Here is a 21,379-nt window from a genome sequence, read left to right on the forward strand (position 1 = left end):
GTGGCGAGGGAGCTTGCTCCCGCTGGAGTGCGCAGCGCTCCCAGGATTTTGGGGCTGCTACGCAACCCAGCGGGAGCAAGCTCCCTCGCCACAGGATACCTGCGTTGCCAGATCAAGCCCGTAGCGACAGCGGCGGCACAAACGACTCCAGTTCATCCTCAACCGCCTCGATGATCCGCTCCACGTCAGCAGCGTTCATCACCGTGGCGCAAGGGATACCGGCAATTGCAATCAGGGTTTCCCCGCTGGCGCGGTCGAACAGGCGGGCGATCATACTGCCGGGAGCATCCATGCTCGCCTCAAAGCCCATGGGATGAAAGTGCCAGCGCATCAACTGGCAGGCATTGGGGAATGTCACTTTGTTCATGTTGCCCACCTTGTTCATTGAGCGCTTCCTTTAGCTCGCTGCAGGGGCGCCATGACCGTCACTGGTCCTGGCCGTCGTGAGCATTAAAAATAGCATTCGTTCGCATCGGGCATGGGAGTTTTTTCGTCCCGTCCGGCAGTTGTTTTCAATAACGTTGATATGGGTCACGTGCTGCGTGGTATCAAGCGAAAGGCCATTAGTCGGAAATATCAAATGGCCGTTGAGCGGGTACGGGCAGTTGGGCAAGCTGCCTCTTTTTTCACCGGCGTAGAGCGCTCAATGCAAGACATCATTCCGGATGACTCCCAGAAAACCCAAGCTACGGCCAAGCTGGTACTGCGTCACCATCTGTGCTGGCGGGATCGGGACCTGGATGGAGTGATGTCGTACTACCATCCGGACATCCAGTACCACGATTTCTTCCAGAACCGCGTGGTGGGTGCCGGCGAGCTGCGCGAATACCTGCAAGCCAGCATGCCCCGTGGCGCCGACGAAGCGATCGAACACACCGACCGCATCCGCGCCGACGGCGACACCGCGTTCATCCAATACCGCATCACCTTGCGTGGCGGCCAGGGCCTGGTGTCGTTTCGCACCAGCGAAGCGATTACCGTGCGCGATGGCTTGATCTGGCGGGTCAACGAGTACGCCTCCCTGGTCCACGAGCAGTCTGCCAGCCGCCGCGAGACCACACGCCCGACCGTCAGCCGCCTGGGCCTGTCGCCGCAGCAACTGAGCTACATGGCCAACGACCTGCAACAGTACTTCGAGCGCCAGCAACCCTATCTGGACCCCGAGCTGGACCTGCAACGGGTGGCGAAGGAGTGCGGGTACAGCCGCAACCAGATTTCCTACCTGTTGAACCAGGTGCTGGGGCAAAGTTTTTATCGCTACGTCAACCAGGCACGCCTCCAGCATTTGCTGGCTGCACTGGAAATGGCCGCGCCGCCGATCCGCATCGACGAACTGGCGTTTGCCGCCGGCTTCAATTCGACGTCGGCGTTCTACAGCAGCTTCCGCCAGCACACCGGCCAGTCGCCCAAGGCCTACGTCAAACAAATTTCCCTGCGTGCACGCGCGCAAGACAGCCCCTGAGGCCAGGCTCTAGGATCACTGCCATCGAAGTGTGGTGGTGGAGCTTGGCATGCCTGCATGGCGCAATATCAGTTTATGGATGGACCAGCTGGACGAGCCGCTGCTGGCACGCGCGTCCCTGGAGCAGGACCTGGACGTCAACGTGGCCATCATCGGCGCCGGCTACACCGGGCTCTGGACCGCGTATTACCTGAAGCGCCAGGCGCCCGAGCTGAAAATCGCAATCATCGAGGCGCAAACCGCCGGGTTCGGTGCCTCGGGCCGTAACGGCGGCTGGCTGATGGGCAACCTGCTGGGAGAGGACCGCCTGTTGGCCGGCCTGACCCCGGAACAGCGCCGGGCCTCGTTCGACCTGCTGCACGCCATCCCCGACGAAGTCGCGCAAGTGATCGAGCGCGAAGGCATCGACTGCGACTACCGCAAGGGTGGTGTGCTGTATTGCGCCGCGCGCTACCCCGAACAGGAAGCCACCCTGCGTGCATACCTGGCCAAACTTCACAGCCAGGGCCTGACCGACGACGACTACCGTTGGCTTGGCCCGCAACAACTGGCCGAGCAGATCCGTATCGCCAAGCCTTATGGCGGCATCTATGCACCCCACGTTGCCACGATTCACCCGGCCAAGCTGGTGCGCGGCCTGGCGCGGTTGGTGGAGCGGATGGGCGTCAAGATCTACGAAAACAGTCCCGTCACCCATTGGCAGTCCGGCAGCCTGCGCACGGACAAAGCCTCGGTGCGCGCCTCCTGGGTGGTGCCGGCGGTGGAAGGGTATGCCACCACGCTGGCTCCGCTGGGGCGCTATCAGTTGCCGGTGCAAAGCCTGATCGTTGCCACCGAGCCGTTGCCGGCCAGCACTTGGGACGAGATCGGCCTGAATCGTGGCCAGGCGTTTGGCGAGAGCAGCCGGCAAGTGACTTACGGCCAGCGTTCGGCGGACAACCGCCTGGTGTTCGGCGCTCGCGGGGGTTATCAGTTTGCCGGCAAGTTGCGGCACAACTTCGATCTCACCGACAGCGAAGTCGAGCTGCGTCGCTACCTGTTCGGCGAACTGTTCCCGCAGCTCAAGAAAGTCCGGATCACCCACGCCTGGGGCGGCAACCTGGGCATGTCCCGGCGCTTCAAGCCGCACATGCTCTGCGATCACGCGGCAGGCATCGCCCTGGCCGGTGGTTACGGCGGCGAGGGCGTAGGCGCCAGCAACCTCGGTGGCCGCACCCTGGCGGACCTGATCCTGGGGCTCGATACGCCGTTGGTTCGCCAGCCATGGGTGATTCAGCCGGGCCGGCTGGACGGGCTCAAGGCCTGGGAACCGGAACCCTGCCGCTGGCTGGGCTACAACGCGATCATCCGCAGTTTTGTGCATGAGGACCAGGTGTTGGCCAACCCCAATACCGCCCCGTGGCGCCGCAAAATGGCCAGCGGGGTTGCCGGGCTCATGGAAGGTTTCATGCACTAAGTCGTTTCAATCACCACAGGTATGAACATGAGCATTACCCAGTTCAAAGACACACTCAGCGCCCATTTGCCGGACTCCTCGCCCGTCGCCGTGCCACTGGGCACACCGGTGGCGGTGGCCTCGACCTTGAGCGTGGAACGTAGCGACGGCGTCGAAACCGGCATCTGGGAATGCACGCCCGGGCGCTGGCGCCGGCAGATCAAAGCCCAGGAGTTTTGCCACTTTATCCAGGGACGCTGCACCTTCACCCCCGACAACGGGGAAATGCTCCACATAGAAGCCGGCGACGCACTGATGTTGCCGGCCAACAGCACCGGTATCTGGGACATCCAGGAAACCGTGCGCAAGACCTATGTACTGATCCTCTGATTCTTTGATCTTTGATCGCCTGCCATAAAAACAGCCCTAAAACCGCCAGGAAATCGAACCATGAGACCCATTGCCCTGTTGCCGCTGGTATTCGTCGCCACCCTTAGCCAAGCCGCCGAGACGGTGAAGATCTACAACTGGTCGGACTATATCGCCCCCGACACCACCAGGAACTTCCAGAAAGAAACCGGCATCGGTTTCACCTACGACGTGTACGACAGCAACGAAACCCTCGACGGCAAGTTGATGACCGGCAAATCCGGCTATGACGTGGTGTTCCCCTCCAACCACTTCATGGCCCGGCAGATCCAGGGCGGGGCGCTGAAGAAACTCGACAAGAGCCAGTTGCCCAACTGGAAGAACCTCAACCCGGTGCTGCTCAAGGCCCTGGAAAACAACGACCCGGGCAACGCCCACGGCTTCCCGTACCTGTGGGGCAGCACCGGTATCGGCTACAACATCGACAAGGTCAAGGCGGTACTCGGCGACAACGCCCCAGTGGATTCCTGGGACCTGATCTTCAAGCCCGAGAACATGCAAAAACTGCAGAAGTGTGGCGTCGCCATCCTCGACAACGGCCCGGAACTGCTGCCCGCGGCCCTCAACTACCTGGGCCTGCCGCACCACAGCAAAAAGGCGGAAGACTACAAAAAGGCCGAGGACCTGCTGATGAAAGTGCGGCCGTACGTGGCGTATTTCCACTCCTCGAAATACACCGCCGACCTGGCCAATGGTGACATCTGCGTGGCCGTCGGCTTCTCCGGCGACATCCTCCAGGCTGAGAGCCGCGCCAAGGAAGCCAAGAATGGCGTGAATATCGGCTACAACATTCCCAAGGAAGGCGCCGCCATCTGGTTCGACATGGTCGCCATGCCCGCCGATGCCCCGGATGAAAAAGCCGGCTATGCGTTCATGAACTACCTGCTGCGCCCGGAAGTGATGGCCAGCATCACCAACTACGTGCACTACGCCAACGGCAATGCCGCGGCGGACAGCCTGGTGGACCCGGCAATCAAGAGCGACACCAAGGTGTACCCAAGTCCGGAAATGATGGGCAAGTTGTTCGCACTGGAAGCAATGCCACTGAACATCGACCGGATTCGTACGCGGGTGTGGAACACCATTCGTACCGGGCGTTGATGATCGTTCCCACGCTCCGCGTGGGAATGCATCCTGTGACGCTCCGCGTCACGACTTCAAAAGCGCATGCGGAGCGTCCAGGGCGGCGTTCCCACGCCGCGGAATCAAGGATTCTCCAAGTCATGCCCCAACGACTGGATAAACAACGAAAACAGCTCCGGCTGCGACGAGATATCCAGCTTGGCATACAGGTGCCGGCGGTGAACCTTGACCGTATCCGGCGAGATATTCAGCCGTTCGGCCATGGCTTTTGACGAAAACCCGCGCAACACCAATCGCGCTATTTCCAGTTCCCGCTCCGACAACACGCCACAGCCGAAATGACTCAACGCGTCCCGTATCTGGCTGGCCATTTCCGCCGGCGCGGCCACTCGCTGGGTGCTTTGCTGCCAATGCTGCTGCATCAACGGCAACACCCAGGCCGCGAGCGTGGTCATCAACCCCGTTTCCTCGCCGGTAAACAACCGCTGCATCCCCAACGACAGCGATAACGTCCCCGCACCCGGCAATTGCAGGATGAATTGCACCTCGTCTTCCAGCACGTTGTCGTGGAAGTAATTGAGGAAGTATTCACTCTGGCGAAAATGATCCGGCGCCACTTCCTCAAGGCGGTACACGCCACTGGCATACCCCTCGCGACACGCCTGGAAAAACGGGTCCAACAGGTACAAGCCATTCAGATAAACCAGCATCGACGCCGGTTTGCTGCTCGGTTGTGCGTCGTATTCTTCCAGCGCTTCGGGCGGGCCATCGGCGGGGTAGAAGATCGCCAGGGCATTGTCGAAGGGCAGGCATTGGTGCAGCAACAGCACCAGTTGCTTCCAGAAACGTCCGGTGCCGATCTGTGCGACGGTACGCCCCAGGCCCGCGTGCATGCCGACTTCCCTGAACAGGCTCATGTGCAGCTCCACGCTAAGGATTCAGGCCGCAAGGGTTCGACTTTTGCCCGGCGGCGTCAAGGGGAGTACTCCAATAGGGGAATTGGCCGATCTACACAGAGTGTTTAAGTTGGCCGTCAGTCAGTGGGGAACATACCCTGCGCCGCTTCACCTTTTCGTTTCTGCCTCAAACCAAGAACAATCAAGAGGATAACGATATGAGTGCTCCTTCCACGCCCGACGGCGTGCTGAAACCCACCCTGAGCGTATTCGATGTAGTGGCCATCACCGTCTCGGCGGTCACCCCGGCCAGTTCAGTGTTCGTGATTGCGCCGTTTGCCATCCAGCAGGCCGGCAGCGGGGTGTTCCTGGCCTTTGTGATGGCCGCCTTGCTCGCGCTGATGTTCGCCTTTTGCTACGCCGAACTCGGGCGTGCCCACAACAGCGCCGGCGGCGAATACGTGTATGCCAAGCGGGTGTTCGGCGGCATGGCCGGCTACGCGACGTTCCTCACGGTACTGGTGATGCTGCTGTTTATCCCGCCGGTACTGGCCACCGGGGCGGCGACTTACCTGAATAACGCCCTCGGCACCCAATTCGATTCGCAAACCGTGGCCCTGGTGATTGTGGTGTGCAGCTACGCCCTGGGCATCCTCAATATCAAGCTGAATGCCTGGATCACCGGCACCTGCCTGCTGCTGGAAGTGGCGGCGTTGCTGGTGATCGTGTTTATCGGCTTCGGCAATCCGGTGCAGCCGGTCAGCGTGCTGTTGCAACCGCAAATCGTCGAGAACGGCGTGCTGCACCTGGCGCCCTGGGCGCTGGTCATCGGCGCGGTGGGCATCGGCCTGTTCTCGTTCAATGGCTACGGTCCCGCCGTATTGCTGGCCGAAGACATGAAGTGCGGCGGCAGGGGCGTGCACAAGGCGGTGTTGTGGTCCCTGGGCCTGGTGGTGGTCATCGAGCTGGTGCCGATCACCGCCTTGCTGATCGGTGCGCCATCCCTCAGCGCGATGATCAGCAGTCCCGACCCGATCGGCTACCTGCTGACCAGCCACGGTAACGAAACCCTGTCGCGGCTGGTCAGCGCCGGGATCTTCCTGTCGGTATTCAACGCCATCGTCGCCATCGTCATCCAGATTGGCCGGGTGGTGTTCAGCAGCGGCCGCGATGCGCTGTGGACACCCACCATCAACAAACTCTTCACCCGGATTCATCCACGCTGGGATTCCCCGTGGTTGGCTACGCTGTTCCTGGCGGTCCCTTCGGCATTGCTCAGCTTCAGCTCCAACCTGGCGGACCTGACGTCTTTCAGCGTGCTGCTGATCATGCTGGTGTACCTGATCGTGGCGTTGAGCGCGTTGATGAGCCGGGTGTTGCTGCGTGACCGCGAGCACCCGTATCGCATGCCGTTGTGGCCGGTGCCGGCCTTGCTGGCGGTGCTGGGCGCCGGCTACCTGTTGGTGACCCTGGCGATTGCCGCCTCGGTTCGCGACATCATGATTATCATCGGCCTGTTGGCACTGTCGGTGATCCTGTATTGCATCAGTGGCCGGTTGAGTCCGGCGTTTCAGAAACTGTAAGGAGTGGTTATGCGTGCACGTCAATTGGGCATCACCTTGGGACTGGGCACACCCGGTGAGTTGAATGCCATCACCGACGTTCCAGGGGTTCGGGTCGGACACAGTACGATCAAGACCCGCATCGACGGCAAACAGGTACGTACCGGCGTGACGGCGATTCAGCCCCGGGCCGGTGCCGCGCGGTATCAGCCGTGTTTTGCCGGCTACCACGTGCTCAACGGCAATGGCGACGCCACGGGGCTTGAGTGGATCAGCGAATCGGGGTTGCTGACCACGCCGCTGGCGATCACCAACACCCACAGCATCGGGATTGTGCGCGACACGCTGATCGCCCTGGAGCGCGAAAGCCTCGAAGACCCCGCCGTGTACTGGTGCATGCCGGTGGTGATGGAAACCTACGACGGCTTGCTCAACGATATCTGGGGCCAGCACGTCGGCCCGGAGCATGTGCGCGAGGCGCTGGCCAACGCCGAATCCGGGCCGGTGGCGGAGGGCGCCGTGGGCGGCGGCACCGGGATGATCTGCCATGAGTTCAAGGGGGGCATCGGTACCGCGTCACGGCGCTTGCCGGCGGAGCAGGGTGGCTGGACCGTCGGTGTGCTGGTGCAGGCCAACCATGGCAAGCGTCAGGAACTGCGCGTGGATGGTTACCCGGTAGGCCGGCAATTGATGGACATCCCGTCACCCTTTGCCGATCGCGGCACACCCGGCATGGGCTCCATCGTGGTGATCATCGCCACCGATGCGCCGTTGCTGCCCCATCAATGCCAGCGCCTGGCACAACGCGCGTCCATCGGGATTGCGCGCACGGGTGGCGGTACCGAGGACTCCAGCGGGGACCTGTTCCTGGCGTTCGCCACCGGCAATCAGGATTTGCCGGTGGCCGACTACGGGCGCAAGGGCTCGCCCCTCAGCACAGCCCTGCAAATGGTCAATAACGACCACATTTCACCGCTGTTCAGCGCGGCGGCGGAGGCCGTGGAAGAGGCGATCATTAATGCCATAGTGGCCGGCGAAGACATGACCACCGACCAGGGTGTGCGGGTGCCCGCGCTGGATGCCCACACGCTCCTGCAGGCATTGCGCCAAACCGGCTGGCGCGACCAGTAAGTAAACTAAGTCTTGTCCCGGTAATACGGGACAAACACTTAAATAGTGGCTATTCAATACTAACAATGACACGGTGACACTTTCTTAGTGCACCTCAGTCAATACTTTGGATCCATTCGTGGCTAAATGTCTTTAGGAGTATTTAATATTTAAATAGCTGGATTTTAATAACGCGCTATTTACCAGTGTTTGCAGGTTTTGTTCACCGGCCCAACTTTATACTTGGATAAAAACCGCTGGACGAATGATTTCAGGTTGTGTCAGTTTTCTCTCGCCTTCAAAAGGGGCGAGTGATCGGACTTACTCGCCAGAGTGGGTCCGGTCGGACAAAAACTGTTCCACTTGCAAACAAGGAAGTACGTTTATGTCAAAAGTAAAAGACAAAGCTATTGTGTCGGCGGCTCAAGCAAGTACCGCTTACACCCAGATCGATAGCTTTAGCCATCAATACGACCGCGGTGGCAACCTCACGGTCAATGGCAAACCGTCGTTCACCGTTGACCAGGCCGCCGACCACCTGCTGCGTGAGAACGCCGCGTACCGGGACGTGGATGGCAACGGCAAGATCGATCTCACCTACACCTTCCTGACTTCGGCTTCGAACGCGACCATGAACAAGCATGGGATCACCGGGTTCAGCCAGTTCAACACCCAGCAGAAAGCACAGGCCGTACTGGCCATGCAATCCTGGGCCGATGTGGCCAATGTCACCTTCACCGAGAAAGCCTCGGGCGGTGACTTCCACATGACCTTCGGCAACTACAGCGGCGGCCAGGACGGCGCAGCGGCCTTTGCCTACCTGCCAGGCACCAACGCCAAGTACAACGAAAGCGGCCTTGACGGCACTTCCTGGTACCTGACGAACAACAGCTACACGCCGAACAAGACCCCGGACCTGAACAACTATGGCCGGCAGACCCTGACCCACGAAATCGGCCACACCCTGGGCCTGGACCACCCTGGCGACTACAACGCCGGGACCGGCAACCCTTCGTACAAAGACGCGGACTATGGACAGGACACGCGTGGCTACAGCGTCATGAGTTACTGGAGCGAGAGCAACACCAACCAGAACTTCAGCAAAGGCGGGGTAGAAGCCTACTCGTCCGGCCCGCTGATCGACGACATCGCCGCGATCCAGAAGCTCTACGGCGCCAACTACAACACCCGTGCCGGTGACACCACCTACGGCTTCAACTCCAACACCGGGCGTGATTTCCTCAGCGCCACTTCATCGGCCGACAAGCTGGTGTTCTCGGTGTGGGACGGTGGCGGCAACGACACCCTGGACTTCTCCGGTTTTACCCAGAACCAGAAGATCAACCTCAATGAAACCTCGTTCTCCGACGTTGGCGGCCTGGTGGGCAACGTTTCCATCGCCAAGGGTGTGACCGTGGAGAACGCCATCGGCGGTTCGGGCAACGACCTGCTGATCGGTAACGCAGCCGCCAACGTCCTCAAGGGCGGTGCCGGCAACGACATCATCTTCGGCGGCGGCGGTGCAGACCAGCTGTGGGGCGGCTCAGGCAACGACACCTTCGTGTTCGGCGCCAGCTCCGACTCCAAGCCGGGTGCGGCGGACAAGATCTTCGACTTCACCTCGGGTTCCGACAAGATCGACCTCACCGGCATCACCAAAGGTGCAGGCCTGACCTTCGTCAACGCGTTTACCGGTCATGCCGGCGACGCGGTGCTGTCCTACGCTTCGGGTACCAACCTGGGCACATTGGCCGTGGACTTCTCCGGGCACGGCGTGGCGGATTTCCTCGTCACCACCGTTGGCCAGGCAGCCGTCAGCGACATCGTGGCCTGATACACGCGTAAAGGAGGGTGGCGCACACGCGCCGCCCTCTGCCCTTGCATCCACCCCATGAACGGGCGAAGGTGATGACGCTATTTCGCAGTACCGTGGCCTGGAGTTTCCAGGTGTTGCTTATGTCGGCAGGAGCCACAGCAATGGCAAGCAGTCTGGTTTTACCTACTTCCGCGCAGTTGGCCGGGCATTGGGCGCTGCATCAGCAAGAGCAGGTGTGCGCACTGGACTTGATTGAGCAGGCTAACGCGTTAGGGGGCGATGTGGAGTGCGCCGGACAATGGCTGGGGGAAGCCCCCGTTAGTTGGACGCCTACTCCCGATGGTATTTGGCTGATGAATGCCGAAGGCACCGGCATAACCCATTTGAATCGCCAGAAAGACGGCGAATATGAAGGTCGCGCAAAAAACGGCGCGGTATTGATATTGCAACGTGCACCGTAATAGTTCGTTATAACGATATAACCCGATTTTAATGTTTGCCCGCCCCTTATTGGGGCGCTCGGTAAACTATTGCGCGTCATTCGGCTCAGGGAAGATCAGGCAACATGGCGAAGACCACTCCCGTTGCACCACTGTTCAAGGCACTTGGCGACTACAAAAGTATTCTGATCAGTATTGGCTGTTTCACGGCATTGATTAACGTATTGATGTTGGTGCCGTCGATTTATATGTTGCAAGTCTACGACCGCGTGCTGTCTTCACAGAACGAAACCACCCTGGTGATGTTGACGCTGATGGTGGTGGGGTTCTTCGCCTTTATCGGTGTGCTGGAGGTGATCCGCAGCTTTATCGTGATTCGCATCGGCAGCCAGTTGGAGCGGCGTTTCAACCTGCGGGTCTACAAGGCCGCTTTCGAGCGCAACCTGCAACGGGGCGAAGGCCATGGCGGGCAATCCCTGGGGGACCTGACCCACATCCGCCAATTCATCACCGGGCCTGCGCTGTTCGCGTTTTTCGACGCGCCGTGGTTTCCGATCTATCTGTTCGTGATTTTCCTGTTCAACGTGTGGCTGGGTGTCTTGGCCAGTGCCGGTGCCGTGCTGCTGATTGCCCTGGCGTGCCTTAACGAATACCTGACCAAAAAGCCTCTGGGTGAAGCCAGCGGTTATTCCCAGCAATCCACCCAATTGGCCACCAGCCACCTGCATAACGCCGAGACCATCCAGGCCATGGGCATGCTGGGTGCATTGCGCAAGCGCTGGTTCAAGGTGCATTCGCAGTTCCTGGGCCTGCAGAACAAGGCCAGCGACACCGGCTCGATCATCAGTTCCCTGAGTAAATCCCTGCGCCTGTGCCTGCAATCGTTGGTGCTGGGCCTGGGTGCGCTATTGGTGATCAAGGGCGACATGACCGCCGGGATGATGATCGCAGGCTCCATTTTGATGGGCCGGGTGTTGAGCCCCATCGACCAGTTGATTGCCGTGTGGAAGCAATGGAGTTCGGCCAAGCTGGCCTACCAGCGCCTGGACAACCTGATGCGCGAGTTTCCGCCCCAGGGCGAGCAGATGGCCTTGCCGGCGCCCAAGGGCAATGTGAGTTTCGAGCAAGTCAGCGCAGGCCCGCCGGGGCGACGTGTGCCGACCTTGCATCAAGTCAGCTTCAACCTGACTGCGGGCGAAGTGCTCGGCGTGCTGGGTGCTTCCGGCTCCGGCAAATCAACCCTGGCCCGCGTGCTGGTGGGCGTATGGCCAACCCTGGCGGGCACCGTGCGCCTGGACGGAGCCGACATTCATCGCTGGGACCGCGACGACCTCGGACCGCATATCGGTTATCTGCCCCAGGACATCGAACTGTTCAGCGGCAGCATCGCCGACAACATCGCGCGCTTTCGTGAAGCCGACCCGGAGCGGGTGGTGCAGGCCGCCCAACAGGCAGGTGTGCACGAATTGATCCTGCGCTTGCCCCACGGCTACGACACCGTGCTCGGTGACGAGGGCAGCGGCCTGTCCGGTGGGCAGAAACAACGGGTCGCCCTGGCCCGCGCGCTGTACGGCGGGCCACGCCTGATCGTGCTCGACGAGCCCAACTCCAACCTCGACACCGTGGGTGAAGCCGCCCTGGCCAGCGCGATCATGCAGATGAAAGCCCAGGGCAGCACGGTGGTGCTGGTGACTCACCGTTCCTCGGCGTTGGCCCAGGCCGACAAGCTGCTGGTGCTGAACGAAGGTCGTTTGCAGGCATTTGGTCCGAGCCAGGACGTGCTGCGCGCACTGTCCGGCCAGCAGGAAGCACCACGAGAAAAGGCCGGGGTCAGCCTCAGCCGTCAGTATCAAGCCGGAAGGAATCCAGGCGCATGAGCAGCGACAGCAGCATTCAAATCAACCGCGATTACGAACAGACCCATCCCGAGCACGACGCGCGTTTCTTCGCCCGCATGGGCTGGCTGCTGACGGTGGTCGGCGCCGGCGGGTTTTTCCTCTGGGCCAGTCTGGCGCCGCTGGACCAGGGGATCCCGGTACAAGGCACGGTGGTGGTCTCGGGCAAGCGCAAGGCGGTGCAAACCCTGAGCCCCGGCGTGGTCAGCCGGATCCTGGTGCGTGAGGGCGAGGCGGTGAAGCAGGGCCAGCCGCTGTTCCGTCTCGACCAGACGCAGAACCAGGCCGACGTGCACTCCCTGCAAGCCCAGTACCGCATGGCCTGGGCCAGCGTGGCACGGTGGCAGAGCGAGCGGGATAACCAGTCGACGATCACCTTTCCGCCCGAGCTGAGCGGCAACCCGGATCAAGCCCTGGCACTGGTCCTCGAAGGCCAGCGTCAACTGTTCAGTAGCCGCCGCGAAGCCTTTGCCCGGGAACAGGCCGGGATTCGCGCCAGTATCGAGGGCGCTACGGCGCAACTGAACGGCATGCGTCGCGCCCGTAGTGACCTGACGGCCCAGGCGCAATCCCTGCGTGACCAGTTGAACAACCTGCAACCCCTGGCCGACAACGGCTACATCCCGCGCAACCGGCTGATGGAATACCAGCGGCAACTGTCCCAGGTGCAACAGGACCTGGCGCAGAACACCGGCGAAAGCGGGCGGGTGGAGCAGGGCATCCTCGAGTCGCGCCTCAAGTTGCAGCAGCACAGCGAGGAGTACCAGAAGGAAGTGCGCAGCCAACTGGCCGACGCGCAGCTGCGCAGCCTGACCCTGGAACAACAACTGACCTCCGCCGGTTTCGACCTGCAGCACAGCGAGATCAACGCGCCCGCCGATGGCATCGCGGTCAACCTGGGCGTGCACACCGAAGGCGCCGTGGTGCGTGCCGGTGAAACCCTGCTGGAAATCGTGCCCCAGGACACCCGCCTGGAAGTCGAAGGGCGCCTGCCAGTGCACCTGGTGGACAAGGTCGGTGCGCACTTGCCGGTGGACATTCTCTTCACCGCCTTCAATCAGAGCCGCACGCCGCGGGTGCCGGGGGAGGTGAGCCTGATCTCCGCCGACCAGATGCTCGACGAAAAAACCGGCATGCCTTACTACGTGCTGCGCACCACCGTCAGCAGCAGCGCCCTGGAGAAACTCCATGGCCTGGTGATCAAGCCGGGGATGCCCGCCGAGATGTTCATCCGCACCGGCGAGCGCTCCTTGCTCAATTACCTGTTCAAGCCGCTGCTGGACCGCGCCGGCTCGGCATTGACCGAGGAATGAGCATGAAGCCGATGTTCATCGCCTTGCTGCTCGCCTGCGGCAGCGCCCAGGCCGCCATGGGCCCGTTCGATGTCTACGAACAGGCCCTGCGCAACGACCCGGTATTCCTCGGCGCCATCAAGGAACGCGACGCCGGCCTGGAAAACCGCACCATCGGCCGCGCCGGCCTGCTGCCCAAGCTCTCGTACAACTACAACAAGGGCCGCAACAACTCCCAGGCCACCTTGCCCGACGGGCGCGGCGGCAATTATCACGATGACCGCAACTACAACAGCTATGGCTCCACGTTCACCCTGCAACAGCCGCTGTTCGACTACGAAGCCTATGCCAACTACCGCAAGGGCGTGGCCCAGGCACTGTTTGCCGACGAGAGCTTCCGCGACAAGAGCCAGGCGCTGCTGGTGCGGGTGCTGACCTATTACACCCAGGCGTTGTTTGCCCAGGACCAGATCGACATTGCCCGCGCCAAGAAAAAGGCCTACGAGCAGCAGTTCCAGCAGAACCAGCATCTGTTCCAGCAGGGTGAGGGCACCCGCACCGACATCCTGGAAGCCGAGTCGCGTTATGAGCTGGCGACTGCCGAGGAAATCCAGGCGCTGGATGAACAGGACGCCTCGCTGCGCGAACTCGGGGCGCTGATTGGCGTGCAGAGCGTCAATATCAACGACCTGGCGCCGCTGAACCCGGGGTTTGCCGCCTTCACCCTGACCCCGGCCAATTACGACACCTGGCACGAACTGGCGCTGACCAACAACCCCAACCTGGCCTCGCAACGCCAGTCCGTGGAAGTGGCGCGTTATGAAGTGGAGCGCAACCGTTCGGGGCACCTGCCACGCATCACGGCGTATGCCAGCTCGCGCCAGCAGGAATCCGACAGCGGCAACACCTACAACCAGCGCTACGACACCAACACCATCGGCATCGAAGTCAGCATGCCGTTGTATGCCGGTGGCGGCGTCTCGGCTTCCACCCGCCAGGCCAGCCGCGCCATGGAGCAGGCCGAGTACGAACTGGAAGGCAAGACTCGCGAAACCCTGATCGAACTGCGACGCCAGTTCAGTGCTTGCCTGTCGGGAGTGAGCAAGTTGCGGGCGTATCAAAAGGCGCTGACTTCGGCCGAAGCGCTGGTGGTCTCGACCAAGCAAAGCATCCTCGGCGGCGAGCGGGTCAACCTCGATGCGCTGAACGCCGAGCAGCAGCTGTACAGCACCCGTCGCGACCTGGCCCAGGCACGGTACGACTACCTGATGGCCTGGATTAAATTGCATTACTACGCGGGCAACTTGCGTGACACCGACCTGGCCAAGGTGGACGAGGCGTTTGGTCCTGAGAGCCGCTGATGCCTGGACGAGTGGTACTTGGTGCAAGGGAGCTTTGGTGGCATGGGCGCTTGTTTTGGCAAGGGAGCTTTCTGTGGCAAGGGAGTTTTCTGTGGCAAGGGCGCTTGTTGTGGCGAGGGAGCTTGCTCCCGCTGGGCTGCGTAGCGGCCCCAAGATCTTGGGAGCGCTGCGCACTCCAGCGGGAGCAAGCTCCCTCGCCACAGGTATTTCAACAATAAGAAAAGGGACTCTTCATGATCACTGGTTCACCTCGCTTCAAACCCTTCACCGCAGGCTCCTTGCTGCTGCTGTCAGTGGCGGCCCACGGGCAGTACATCGAAGCCGGAAAAGTCGGCGACCCCGGCAGTTGGCGCACCGCCGAGTTCCAGAGCGACTGGGGCCTGGACCGGATGAAAGCCAACGAGGCCTATGCGAGCGGCATCACCGGCAGTGGCGTGAAGATCGGCGCCCTGGACTCGGGTTTCGACCCCAACCATCCCGAAGCCTCAAAAGACCGCTATCACGCGGTCACCGCCAGTGGCACCTATGTCGATGGCAGCCCCTTCACCACCACCGGCGCGCTCAACCCAAACAATGACTCCCACGGCACCCACGTGACCGGCACCATGGGCGCAGCCCGCGATGGCGTGGGCATGCACGGCGTGGCGTACAACGCGCAGATCTACGTCGGCAACACCAACGCCAGCGACAGCTTCCTGTTCGGCCCCACGCCAGACCCCAAGTACTTCAAGGCGGTGTACAGCGCGCTGGTGGATTCCGGCGTGCGCGCGATCAATAACAGTTGGGGCAGCCAACCCAAGGATGTCAGCTACCAGACCATTGGCGACCTGCACGCTGCCTATGCCCAGCACTTCAACCGGAACACCTGGCTGGATGCCGCGGCCGATGTGGCCAAAGCCGGGGTGATCAACGTGTTCAGTGCTGGCAACAGCGGGTACGCCAACGCCAGCGTGCGTTCGGCCTTGCCTTATTTCCAGCCGGAGCTGGAAGGCCACTGGCTGGCGGTATCGGGCCTGGACAAGGCGAACAACCAGAAATACAACCAGTGCGGCATCGCCAAGTACTGGTGCATTTCCACCCCCGGGGCGTTGATCAACAGCACCATTCCCGATGGCGGTTATGGGGTGAAATCCGGCACCTCGATGTCGGCGCCCCATGCCACCGGCGCACTGGCGCTGGTGATGGAACGCTATCCATACCTGAACAACGAGCAGGCCTTGCAGGTGCTGTTGACCACGGCCACCCAGCTCAATGGCGCGGTCACCGATGCACCGACCACTCAGGTCGGCTGGGGCGTGCCGGACCTTGGCCGGGCGATGCACGGGCCCGGGCAATTGCTCGGGCCGATGAATGTCACGTTGGCGGCCGGGCAGGGCGATGTGTGGAGCAATGCGATCTCCGACAAGGCGCTGATCCAGCGCCAGGCCGAAGACAGCGCCGAAACCCTGGCCTGGCAGCAAACCCTGCGCGACAAGGGCTGGGAGAACGGCGTGGGCGCCGGCGCGAGTCAGCAGGACCAGACGGACTATGCCGTTGGCACTGCCCGTGCGGCAGCCGCGGCCCAGCGTATCTACGAAGGCAGCCTGACCAAATCCGGTGCGGGCAGCCTGATCCTGGCGGGCGACAACACCTACCGTGGCCCGACCACCGTGAATGGCGGCCGGTTGGCGGTGAATGGCTCACTGACGTCCGCGGTGACGGTCAATGAAAGCGGCACGTTGGGCGGCTCCGGTCGCATCGCGGCGTTACAGGTCAATAGCGGCGGCACCGTGGCGCCGGGCAACTCCGTGGGCACCTTGCAGGTGGCCGGAGATGCAAACCTCGCCGCCGGCTCCACCTATGCGGTCGAACTCACCCCCACCACCAGCGACCGGATTGTCGCCACGGGCAAGGCAATCCTCGGCGGCGGCAACGTGACCCTGGCCCTGGAAAACAGCCCGACCCTGCTCAGCCTGCAACAGGCGGAAAGCCTGGTGGGGCGCCAGTACAACATTCTTCAGGCGGCGGGCGGGATCCAGGGCCAGTTCGGTGCGGTGTTGCCCAACTACCTGTTCCTCGGCGGCACCCTCGACTATGCCGCCAACGGTGTGCAACTGGGCATTGCCCGCAGTGATGCGAGTTTCGCCAGTGTCGGTGCCACTCGTAACCAGCGTTCGGTGGCCGCGGCCGCCGAGCAGTTGGGCGCCGGTAATCCGGTGTACGAAAGCATCCTGCGGTCAGACTCGGCGGCCACGGCGCAGTCGGGTTTCCAGCAGCTGTCGGGAGAAATCTACCCGGCCATCGGCACAATGCTGATCAATGACAGCCGCCAGGTACGCGATGCCGTTAGCGAGCGTCTGCGCCATACGCCGGCTACCGGTGAGAGCAACGTGTGGGTCAAGGCGCTCGGCAGTTGGGGCAAGACCGACAGCCGCAGCGACACGGCAGGCTACACCAGCTCACTGAGCGGAATGCTGGCCGGTGTCGACGGCGCGCTGGACGAGCAGACCCGTGCCGGTCTCGTGGCCGGTTACAGCGACAGCTCGCTGAACATGGGCAGCGGCACGCATTCATCGGCGTCCATCGACAGCTACCACCTCGGCGCCTACGCCGGGCATGAGCTGGGCAATTGGCGCTTGAGCGTCGGCGGTGCCTACAGCTGGCATCGCGGCGACGTGAAACGCGACTTGCAGTACGGCGAAGTCAGCGGCAAGCAGAAGACCAAGCTGGATGCGCGCAGCGCCCAGGTATTTACCGAAGCGGCCTACCGTTTGAACGTGTCCTCGGTGGCGCTGGAGCCGTTCGCCAACCTGGCTTACGTGCATCTGGACAACGAGCGCTTTCACGAGAAGGGCGACGCCGCCGCGCTGGAGCGTGGCAGTGACAGCCGCGATGCGGTGCTGAGCACCCTGGGCCTGCGGGCGGCAAAAACCTTCCCCCTCAATGACCGCCAGCAACTGGACGTTTCCGGCTCGCTGGGCTGGCAGCACAGCCTGAGTGCCGTTGAATCCGAAGAGCACCTGGCGTTTGTCGCCGGAGGGCCGTCGTTTGCGGTGCAAAGCTCGCCGTTGATGCGCGACGCGGCAGCGGTGGGCGTGCAGGCGAGCCTGGCGTTGAGCAAAAGCACACGGGTCAACCTCGACTACACCGGCCAATTGGCTGGCCGGGAAAAAATCCAGGGTGTGGGGCTGAGCCTGAACTGGCAGTTCTGAGCAAGATCCTGAGGCCGAAAGAGGTCAACTGTGGGAGCGGGCTTGCTCGCGAATGCGGTGTGGCAGTCGACGCACCTGTAGCTGAGCCACCGCATTCGCGAGCAAGCCCGCTCCCACATGGGGTCGGCGACGCTTGGGAGAAACGTGATTTATACAAGTGCAATAAAAACTAAGGAAGGTCACCGTGAAAAAAACAAAACGAGGGTTTCAATCCGCCATCCCAACAGGCCCGGGCTACCCGCTCAAGGCCCTGAGCTGCGTGCCATACGGCGCGTTGCTGTGTTGCCTGGCCAGCCTGGGTACCGCCCAGGCCGCACCCTACGTGGAAACCGGAAAACTGGGAGATGCTGCCAGTTGGCGCAGTAATGAATTCAAGGCCGATTGGGGCCTGGGCGCCGTGCATGCAGACGCCGCCTACGCCGCCGGCTACACCGGCAAGGGTGTGAAGCTGGGGATCTTCGACCAGCCGGTGTATGCCCAGCATCCGGAATTCGCCAGCCCCGGCAAAGTGGTCACGCTCGTGACCGAAGGCATTCGCCAATACACCGACCCGTATATCCCGGTGAAAGCCGGGGACGCGTTTCGCTACGACGGCACGCCTTCCCTGGGTTCCAACGGCAAGCTCGGCAATCACGGCACCCACGTAGGCGGGATCGCTGCGGGTAACCGCGACGGCGGGCCAATGCACGGCGTGGCGTTCGATGCGCAGATCATCAGCGCCGAAAACGGTGACCCGGGCCCCGAAGACGGGATCATCCTGGGCAACGACGGTGCGGTCTACAAAGCCGGTTGGGACGCGCTGGTGGCCAGCGGCGCACGCATTATCAACAACAGCTGGGGCATCGGCATTGGTGACCAGTACGCCAAGGGCGGCCGAGATCCGGCATTCCCCAACTTCACGGTCAATGAAGCCCAGGCGCAGTTCAATAACATTCGGCCGATCCTTGGGACGATCGCAGGTGGCGCTTATCAGGGCGCCATTGATGCGGCCCGCAGCGGCGTGCTGACGATCTTTGCCGCCGGCAACGACTACAACCGCAACAACCCGGATGCGATCTCGGGCCTGGCGTACTTCGTGCCGGAGATTGCACCCAACTGGCTGTCGGTGGCGGCCTTGCAACAGAATCCCGACACCGCCAGTTCCGATCCTTACGTGATCAGTACGTTTTCCTCGCGCTGCGGGTATGCCGCCAGCTTCTGCGTCGCGGCCCCCGGCACCAAGATCTACAGTTCGGTGATCAACGGCACCTCCCTGGAAAACCTGACCACCGACTACGCCAATTTCAACGGCACCTCCATGGCCGCGCCGCATGTGGCCGGCAGTGCAGCGGTGTTGATGGAGCGCTTCCCGTACATGAGCGGCGACCAGATCTCCACGCTGCTGAAAACCACCGCGACCGACCTCGGCGCACCGGGCATCGACTCCCTGTACGGCTGGGGCATGATCAACCTGGGCAAGGCCATCAACGGCCCTGGGATGTTTGTGACAGCTGAGGATATCCCGGCGGAGTTTCGTATCGACGGCGCCTACGGCTCCGGCCAGTTTGTCGCAGACCTGCCAGGGATTGGCGCCGTGGTGGATGCCGGCAAACCGACCCAGCGCACGTGCACCGATGTGCATTGCGGGCTGGATGTGTGGAGCAACGATATCTCCGGGCATGGCGGCTTGACCAAGCAGGGCATTGGCGCGCTGGTACTGACCGGCACCAATACCTACAGCGGCCCGACCCTGGTCAACCAAGGGTTGCTGGCGATCAATGGCTCGATCACCTCCGACGTTACCGTCAGCAGCAGCGGGGTAGTGGGTGGTTCCGGGCGCATTGGTTCGCTGACAGCGAACAGCGGCGGTACCGTGGCGCCGGGCAACTCCATCGGCACCCTGAACGTGGCCGGGGATGTGAACTTCGCGGCGGGCTCTACCTATGCGGTGGAGTTGTCGGCCACCAACAGTGATCGCATCGTCGCCGGTGGCAAGGCCACCCTCAGCGGCGGCACGGTGACCCTGGCCCTGGAAAACAGCCCGACGCTGCTGACCCAGACCCAGGCCGAAAGCCTGATCGGTCGCCAGTACAACATCCTGCAGGCTGCAGGCGGGATTACCGGCAGCTTCGGTTCGGTGCTGCCCAACTATCTGTTTATCGGCGGTACCCTGAACTACGCCGCCAACGGCGTGCAGCTGGATGTGGGGCGCAATGCCAACACCTTTGCCAGTGTGGCCGCCACCCCGAACCAACGTTCGGTGGCCGCTGCTGCCGAGCAGTTGGGCGCGGGCAACGCCGTGTACGAAAGCCTGTTGCTGGCGCCGAATGCGGCCTCGGCCCAGGGTGCATTCCAGCAGCTGTCCGGGGAGATCTACCCGGCGCTGGAAACCGCGTTGGTGAATGACAACCGCTACCTGCGCGAAGCCGTGGGCGAGCGTTTGCAGCAAGGGGCAATGGGCGCATCGAGCCAGACCGTCGATAGCCGTGGCAACGTCTGGGTCAAGGCGTTGGGCGCCTGGGGCAAGACCAACAGCGGCAGCGATACGGCGGGCTACACCACCTCCATCGGCGGCATGCTGGCGGGTGTGGACGGCGCGCTGGATGAAGACACCCGTGTAGGCCTGGTGGCGGGGTACAGCGATACATCGCTGAACATGGGCAGCGACACCCATTCCCGGGCATCGGTGGACAGCTATCACCTGGGTGCGTATGCCGGGCATGAAATCGGTGCCTTGCGCTTGAGCGGTGGTGCGACCTACAGCTGGCACCGCGCCGATGTGAAGCGCGAGCTGCAATACGGTGAAGTCGCCGGCAAGCAGAAAGCCAAGGTGGATGCCCGCAGTACCCAGGTGTTTACCGAAGCGGCGTATCGCCTGAACCTGCAACCCCTGGCCCTGGAACCGTTCGCCAACCTGGCGTACGTGCATCTGGATGCCGATGGGTTTACCGAAAAGGGTGATGCGGCGGCCTTGAAGGGCCGGGATGACAGCCGCGATGTGGTGTTGAGTACCCTGGGTGCTCGAGCGCTGAAAACCTTGAATATCAATGACCATCAGCAACTGGAGCTTTCCGGCACCCTGGGTTGGCAGCACAACCTGAGCAGCGTCGATTCCGAGCGGCACCTGGCGTTTGCCTCGGGCGGCCCTTCGTTCACTGTGGAGAGTTCGTCGATGGTGCGTGATGCGGCATTGGTGGGGGCGCGGGTCAGCCTGGCGTTGAGCAAGGATGCGAAGGTGAATCTGGATTACAACGGCCTGCTGGCCAGCAAGGAGAAAGTCCATGGGGTGGGTTTGAGCCTGGACTGGGCTTTCTAAACACCGCAGTTGGAAATGTGGGAGCGGGCTTGCTCGCGAAAGCGGTGGATCAGTCAACCCACCCACCGACTGGCACACCGCCTTCGCGAGCAAGCCCGCTCCCACATTGATC

General features: G+C 62.2%; 15 protein-coding genes. 13 read left to right on the top strand and 2 right to left on the bottom strand.

Translation table 11 applies throughout. The features are described from left to right. Nucleotides 1-112: 112 nt before the first annotated feature. Nucleotides 113-385, bottom strand: a complete 273-nt coding sequence (locus HX805_RS28930) for a DUF1652 domain-containing protein (protein ID WP_003217129.1) — start codon at nucleotides 383-385, stop codon at nucleotides 113-115. A 261-nt stretch (nucleotides 386-646) separates the two neighbouring features. Here HX805_RS28930 and HX805_RS28935 point away from each other — a divergent pair, with 261 nt between their 5' ends. From HX805_RS28935 to HX805_RS28950, 4 genes are read left to right on the top strand one after another with little or no spacing between them, the layout of a single operon-like run. Further along, nucleotides 647-1,462 carry an AraC family transcriptional regulator gene (locus tag HX805_RS28935; protein ID WP_003217127.1) on the top strand — a complete coding sequence of 272 codons (816 nt, stop codon included), beginning with the start codon at nucleotides 647-649 and terminating at the stop codon, nucleotides 1,460-1,462. 49 nt (nucleotides 1,463-1,511) lie between these two features. Next, the gene (locus tag HX805_RS28940; RefSeq protein ID WP_177081208.1) at nucleotides 1,512-2,918 is read left to right on the top strand and encodes an FAD-binding oxidoreductase; all 1,407 of its coding nucleotides are present in this window, start codon (nucleotides 1,512-1,514) and stop codon (nucleotides 2,916-2,918) included. Between the two features lie 27 nt (nucleotides 2,919-2,945). Continuing rightward, nucleotides 2,946-3,287, top strand: a complete 342-nt coding sequence (locus HX805_RS28945) for a cupin domain-containing protein (RefSeq protein ID WP_003217122.1) — start codon at nucleotides 2,946-2,948, stop codon at nucleotides 3,285-3,287. Between the two features lie 60 nt (nucleotides 3,288-3,347). Further along, nucleotides 3,348-4,427: a polyamine ABC transporter substrate-binding protein gene (locus tag HX805_RS28950; RefSeq protein WP_003217120.1), complete on the top strand. Its 1,080-nt coding sequence runs from the start codon at nucleotides 3,348-3,350 to the stop codon at nucleotides 4,425-4,427. A 104-nt stretch (nucleotides 4,428-4,531) separates the two neighbouring features. Here HX805_RS28950 and HX805_RS28955 read toward each other — a convergent pair whose 3' ends face one another. Further along, complete coding sequence (locus HX805_RS28955; RefSeq protein WP_371132459.1) at nucleotides 4,532-5,326, bottom strand: response regulator transcription factor; 795 nt, start codon at nucleotides 5,324-5,326, stop codon at nucleotides 4,532-4,534. Between the two features lie 197 nt (nucleotides 5,327-5,523). On the opposite strand from HX805_RS28955, the gene HX805_RS28960 reads away from it, so the two are divergent. The 9 genes from HX805_RS28960 to HX805_RS29000 all read left to right on the top strand — a co-directional run bounded on the left by HX805_RS28960 (nucleotide 5,524) and on the right by HX805_RS29000 (nucleotide 21,267). Next, nucleotides 5,524-6,888 (top strand): APC family permease, encoded by a 1,365-nt coding sequence (locus HX805_RS28960; protein WP_003217116.1) that lies wholly within the window; start codon nucleotides 5,524-5,526, stop codon nucleotides 6,886-6,888. A 9-nt stretch (nucleotides 6,889-6,897) separates the two neighbouring features. Further along, nucleotides 6,898-7,998: a P1 family peptidase gene (locus HX805_RS28965; protein ID WP_177081209.1), complete on the top strand. Its 1,101-nt coding sequence runs from the start codon at nucleotides 6,898-6,900 to the stop codon at nucleotides 7,996-7,998. A gap of 364 nt (nucleotides 7,999-8,362) precedes the next feature. Beyond that, on the top strand, nucleotides 8,363-9,811 hold the full coding sequence (locus HX805_RS28970; protein ID WP_003217113.1) for a serralysin family metalloprotease: 1,449 nt from the start codon (nucleotides 8,363-8,365) through the stop codon (nucleotides 9,809-9,811). A gap of 74 nt (nucleotides 9,812-9,885) precedes the next feature. Then, nucleotides 9,886-10,254, top strand: a complete 369-nt coding sequence (locus HX805_RS28975) for an AprI/Inh family metalloprotease inhibitor (protein ID WP_177081211.1) — start codon at nucleotides 9,886-9,888, stop codon at nucleotides 10,252-10,254. A gap of 104 nt (nucleotides 10,255-10,358) precedes the next feature. Beyond that, complete coding sequence (locus HX805_RS28980) at nucleotides 10,359-12,110, top strand: type I secretion system permease/ATPase (protein WP_134326662.1); 1,752 nt, start codon at nucleotides 10,359-10,361, stop codon at nucleotides 12,108-12,110. Continuing rightward, on the top strand, nucleotides 12,107-13,441 hold the full coding sequence (locus HX805_RS28985) for an HlyD family type I secretion periplasmic adaptor subunit (protein ID WP_134326661.1): 1,335 nt from the start codon (nucleotides 12,107-12,109) through the stop codon (nucleotides 13,439-13,441). Before HX805_RS28980 ends, HX805_RS28985 begins: the two co-directional genes overlap by 4 nt. Nucleotides 13,442-13,443: 2 nt before the next feature. Continuing rightward, nucleotides 13,444-14,781, top strand: a complete 1,338-nt coding sequence (locus HX805_RS28990) for a TolC family outer membrane protein (RefSeq protein WP_177081213.1) — start codon at nucleotides 13,444-13,446, stop codon at nucleotides 14,779-14,781. 233 nt (nucleotides 14,782-15,014) lie between these two features. Further along, nucleotides 15,015-17,972 (top strand): autotransporter serine protease, encoded by a 2,958-nt coding sequence (locus tag HX805_RS28995; RefSeq protein WP_177081215.1) that lies wholly within the window; start codon nucleotides 15,015-15,017, stop codon nucleotides 17,970-17,972. A gap of 184 nt (nucleotides 17,973-18,156) precedes the next feature. Next, nucleotides 18,157-21,267, top strand: a complete 3,111-nt coding sequence (locus HX805_RS29000; protein ID WP_177081217.1) for an autotransporter serine protease — start codon at nucleotides 18,157-18,159, stop codon at nucleotides 21,265-21,267. Nucleotides 21,268-21,379 lie beyond the last annotated feature (112 nt).

Source organism: Pseudomonas sp. G5001 (assembly GCF_013385475.1).
Lineage (GTDB): Bacteria > Pseudomonadota > Gammaproteobacteria > Pseudomonadales > Pseudomonadaceae > Aquipseudomonas.

Bases quoted from the DNA above. Each gene is read 5' to 3' on its own strand.
- HX805_RS28980 (WP_134326662.1), top strand. From the start codon at position 10,359: ATGGCGAAGACCACTCCCGTTGCACCACTGTTCAAGGCACTTGGCGAC.
- HX805_RS28930 (WP_003217129.1), bottom strand. From the start codon at position 385: ATGAACAAGGTGGGCAACATGAACAAAGTGACATTCCCCAATGCCTGC.
- HX805_RS28995 (WP_177081215.1), top strand. From the start codon at position 15,015: ATGATCACTGGTTCACCTCGCTTCAAACCCTTCACCGCAGGCTCCTTG.
- HX805_RS28990 (WP_177081213.1), top strand. From the start codon at position 13,444: ATGAAGCCGATGTTCATCGCCTTGCTGCTCGCCTGCGGCAGCGCCCAG.
- HX805_RS28935 (WP_003217127.1), top strand. From the start codon at position 647: ATGCAAGACATCATTCCGGATGACTCCCAGAAAACCCAAGCTACGGCC.
- HX805_RS28950 (WP_003217120.1), top strand. From the start codon at position 3,348: ATGAGACCCATTGCCCTGTTGCCGCTGGTATTCGTCGCCACCCTTAGC.
- HX805_RS28985 (WP_134326661.1), top strand. From the start codon at position 12,107: ATGAGCAGCGACAGCAGCATTCAAATCAACCGCGATTACGAACAGACC.
- HX805_RS28940 (WP_177081208.1), top strand. From the start codon at position 1,512: ATGCCTGCATGGCGCAATATCAGTTTATGGATGGACCAGCTGGACGAG.
- HX805_RS28960 (WP_003217116.1), top strand. From the start codon at position 5,524: ATGAGTGCTCCTTCCACGCCCGACGGCGTGCTGAAACCCACCCTGAGC.
- HX805_RS28975 (WP_177081211.1), top strand. From the start codon at position 9,886: ATGACGCTATTTCGCAGTACCGTGGCCTGGAGTTTCCAGGTGTTGCTT.
- HX805_RS28970 (WP_003217113.1), top strand. From the start codon at position 8,363: ATGTCAAAAGTAAAAGACAAAGCTATTGTGTCGGCGGCTCAAGCAAGT.
- HX805_RS28965 (WP_177081209.1), top strand. From the start codon at position 6,898: ATGCGTGCACGTCAATTGGGCATCACCTTGGGACTGGGCACACCCGGT.
- HX805_RS28945 (WP_003217122.1), top strand. From the start codon at position 2,946: ATGAGCATTACCCAGTTCAAAGACACACTCAGCGCCCATTTGCCGGAC.
- HX805_RS28955 (WP_371132459.1), bottom strand. From the start codon at position 5,326: ATGAGCCTGTTCAGGGAAGTCGGCATGCACGCGGGCCTGGGGCGTACC.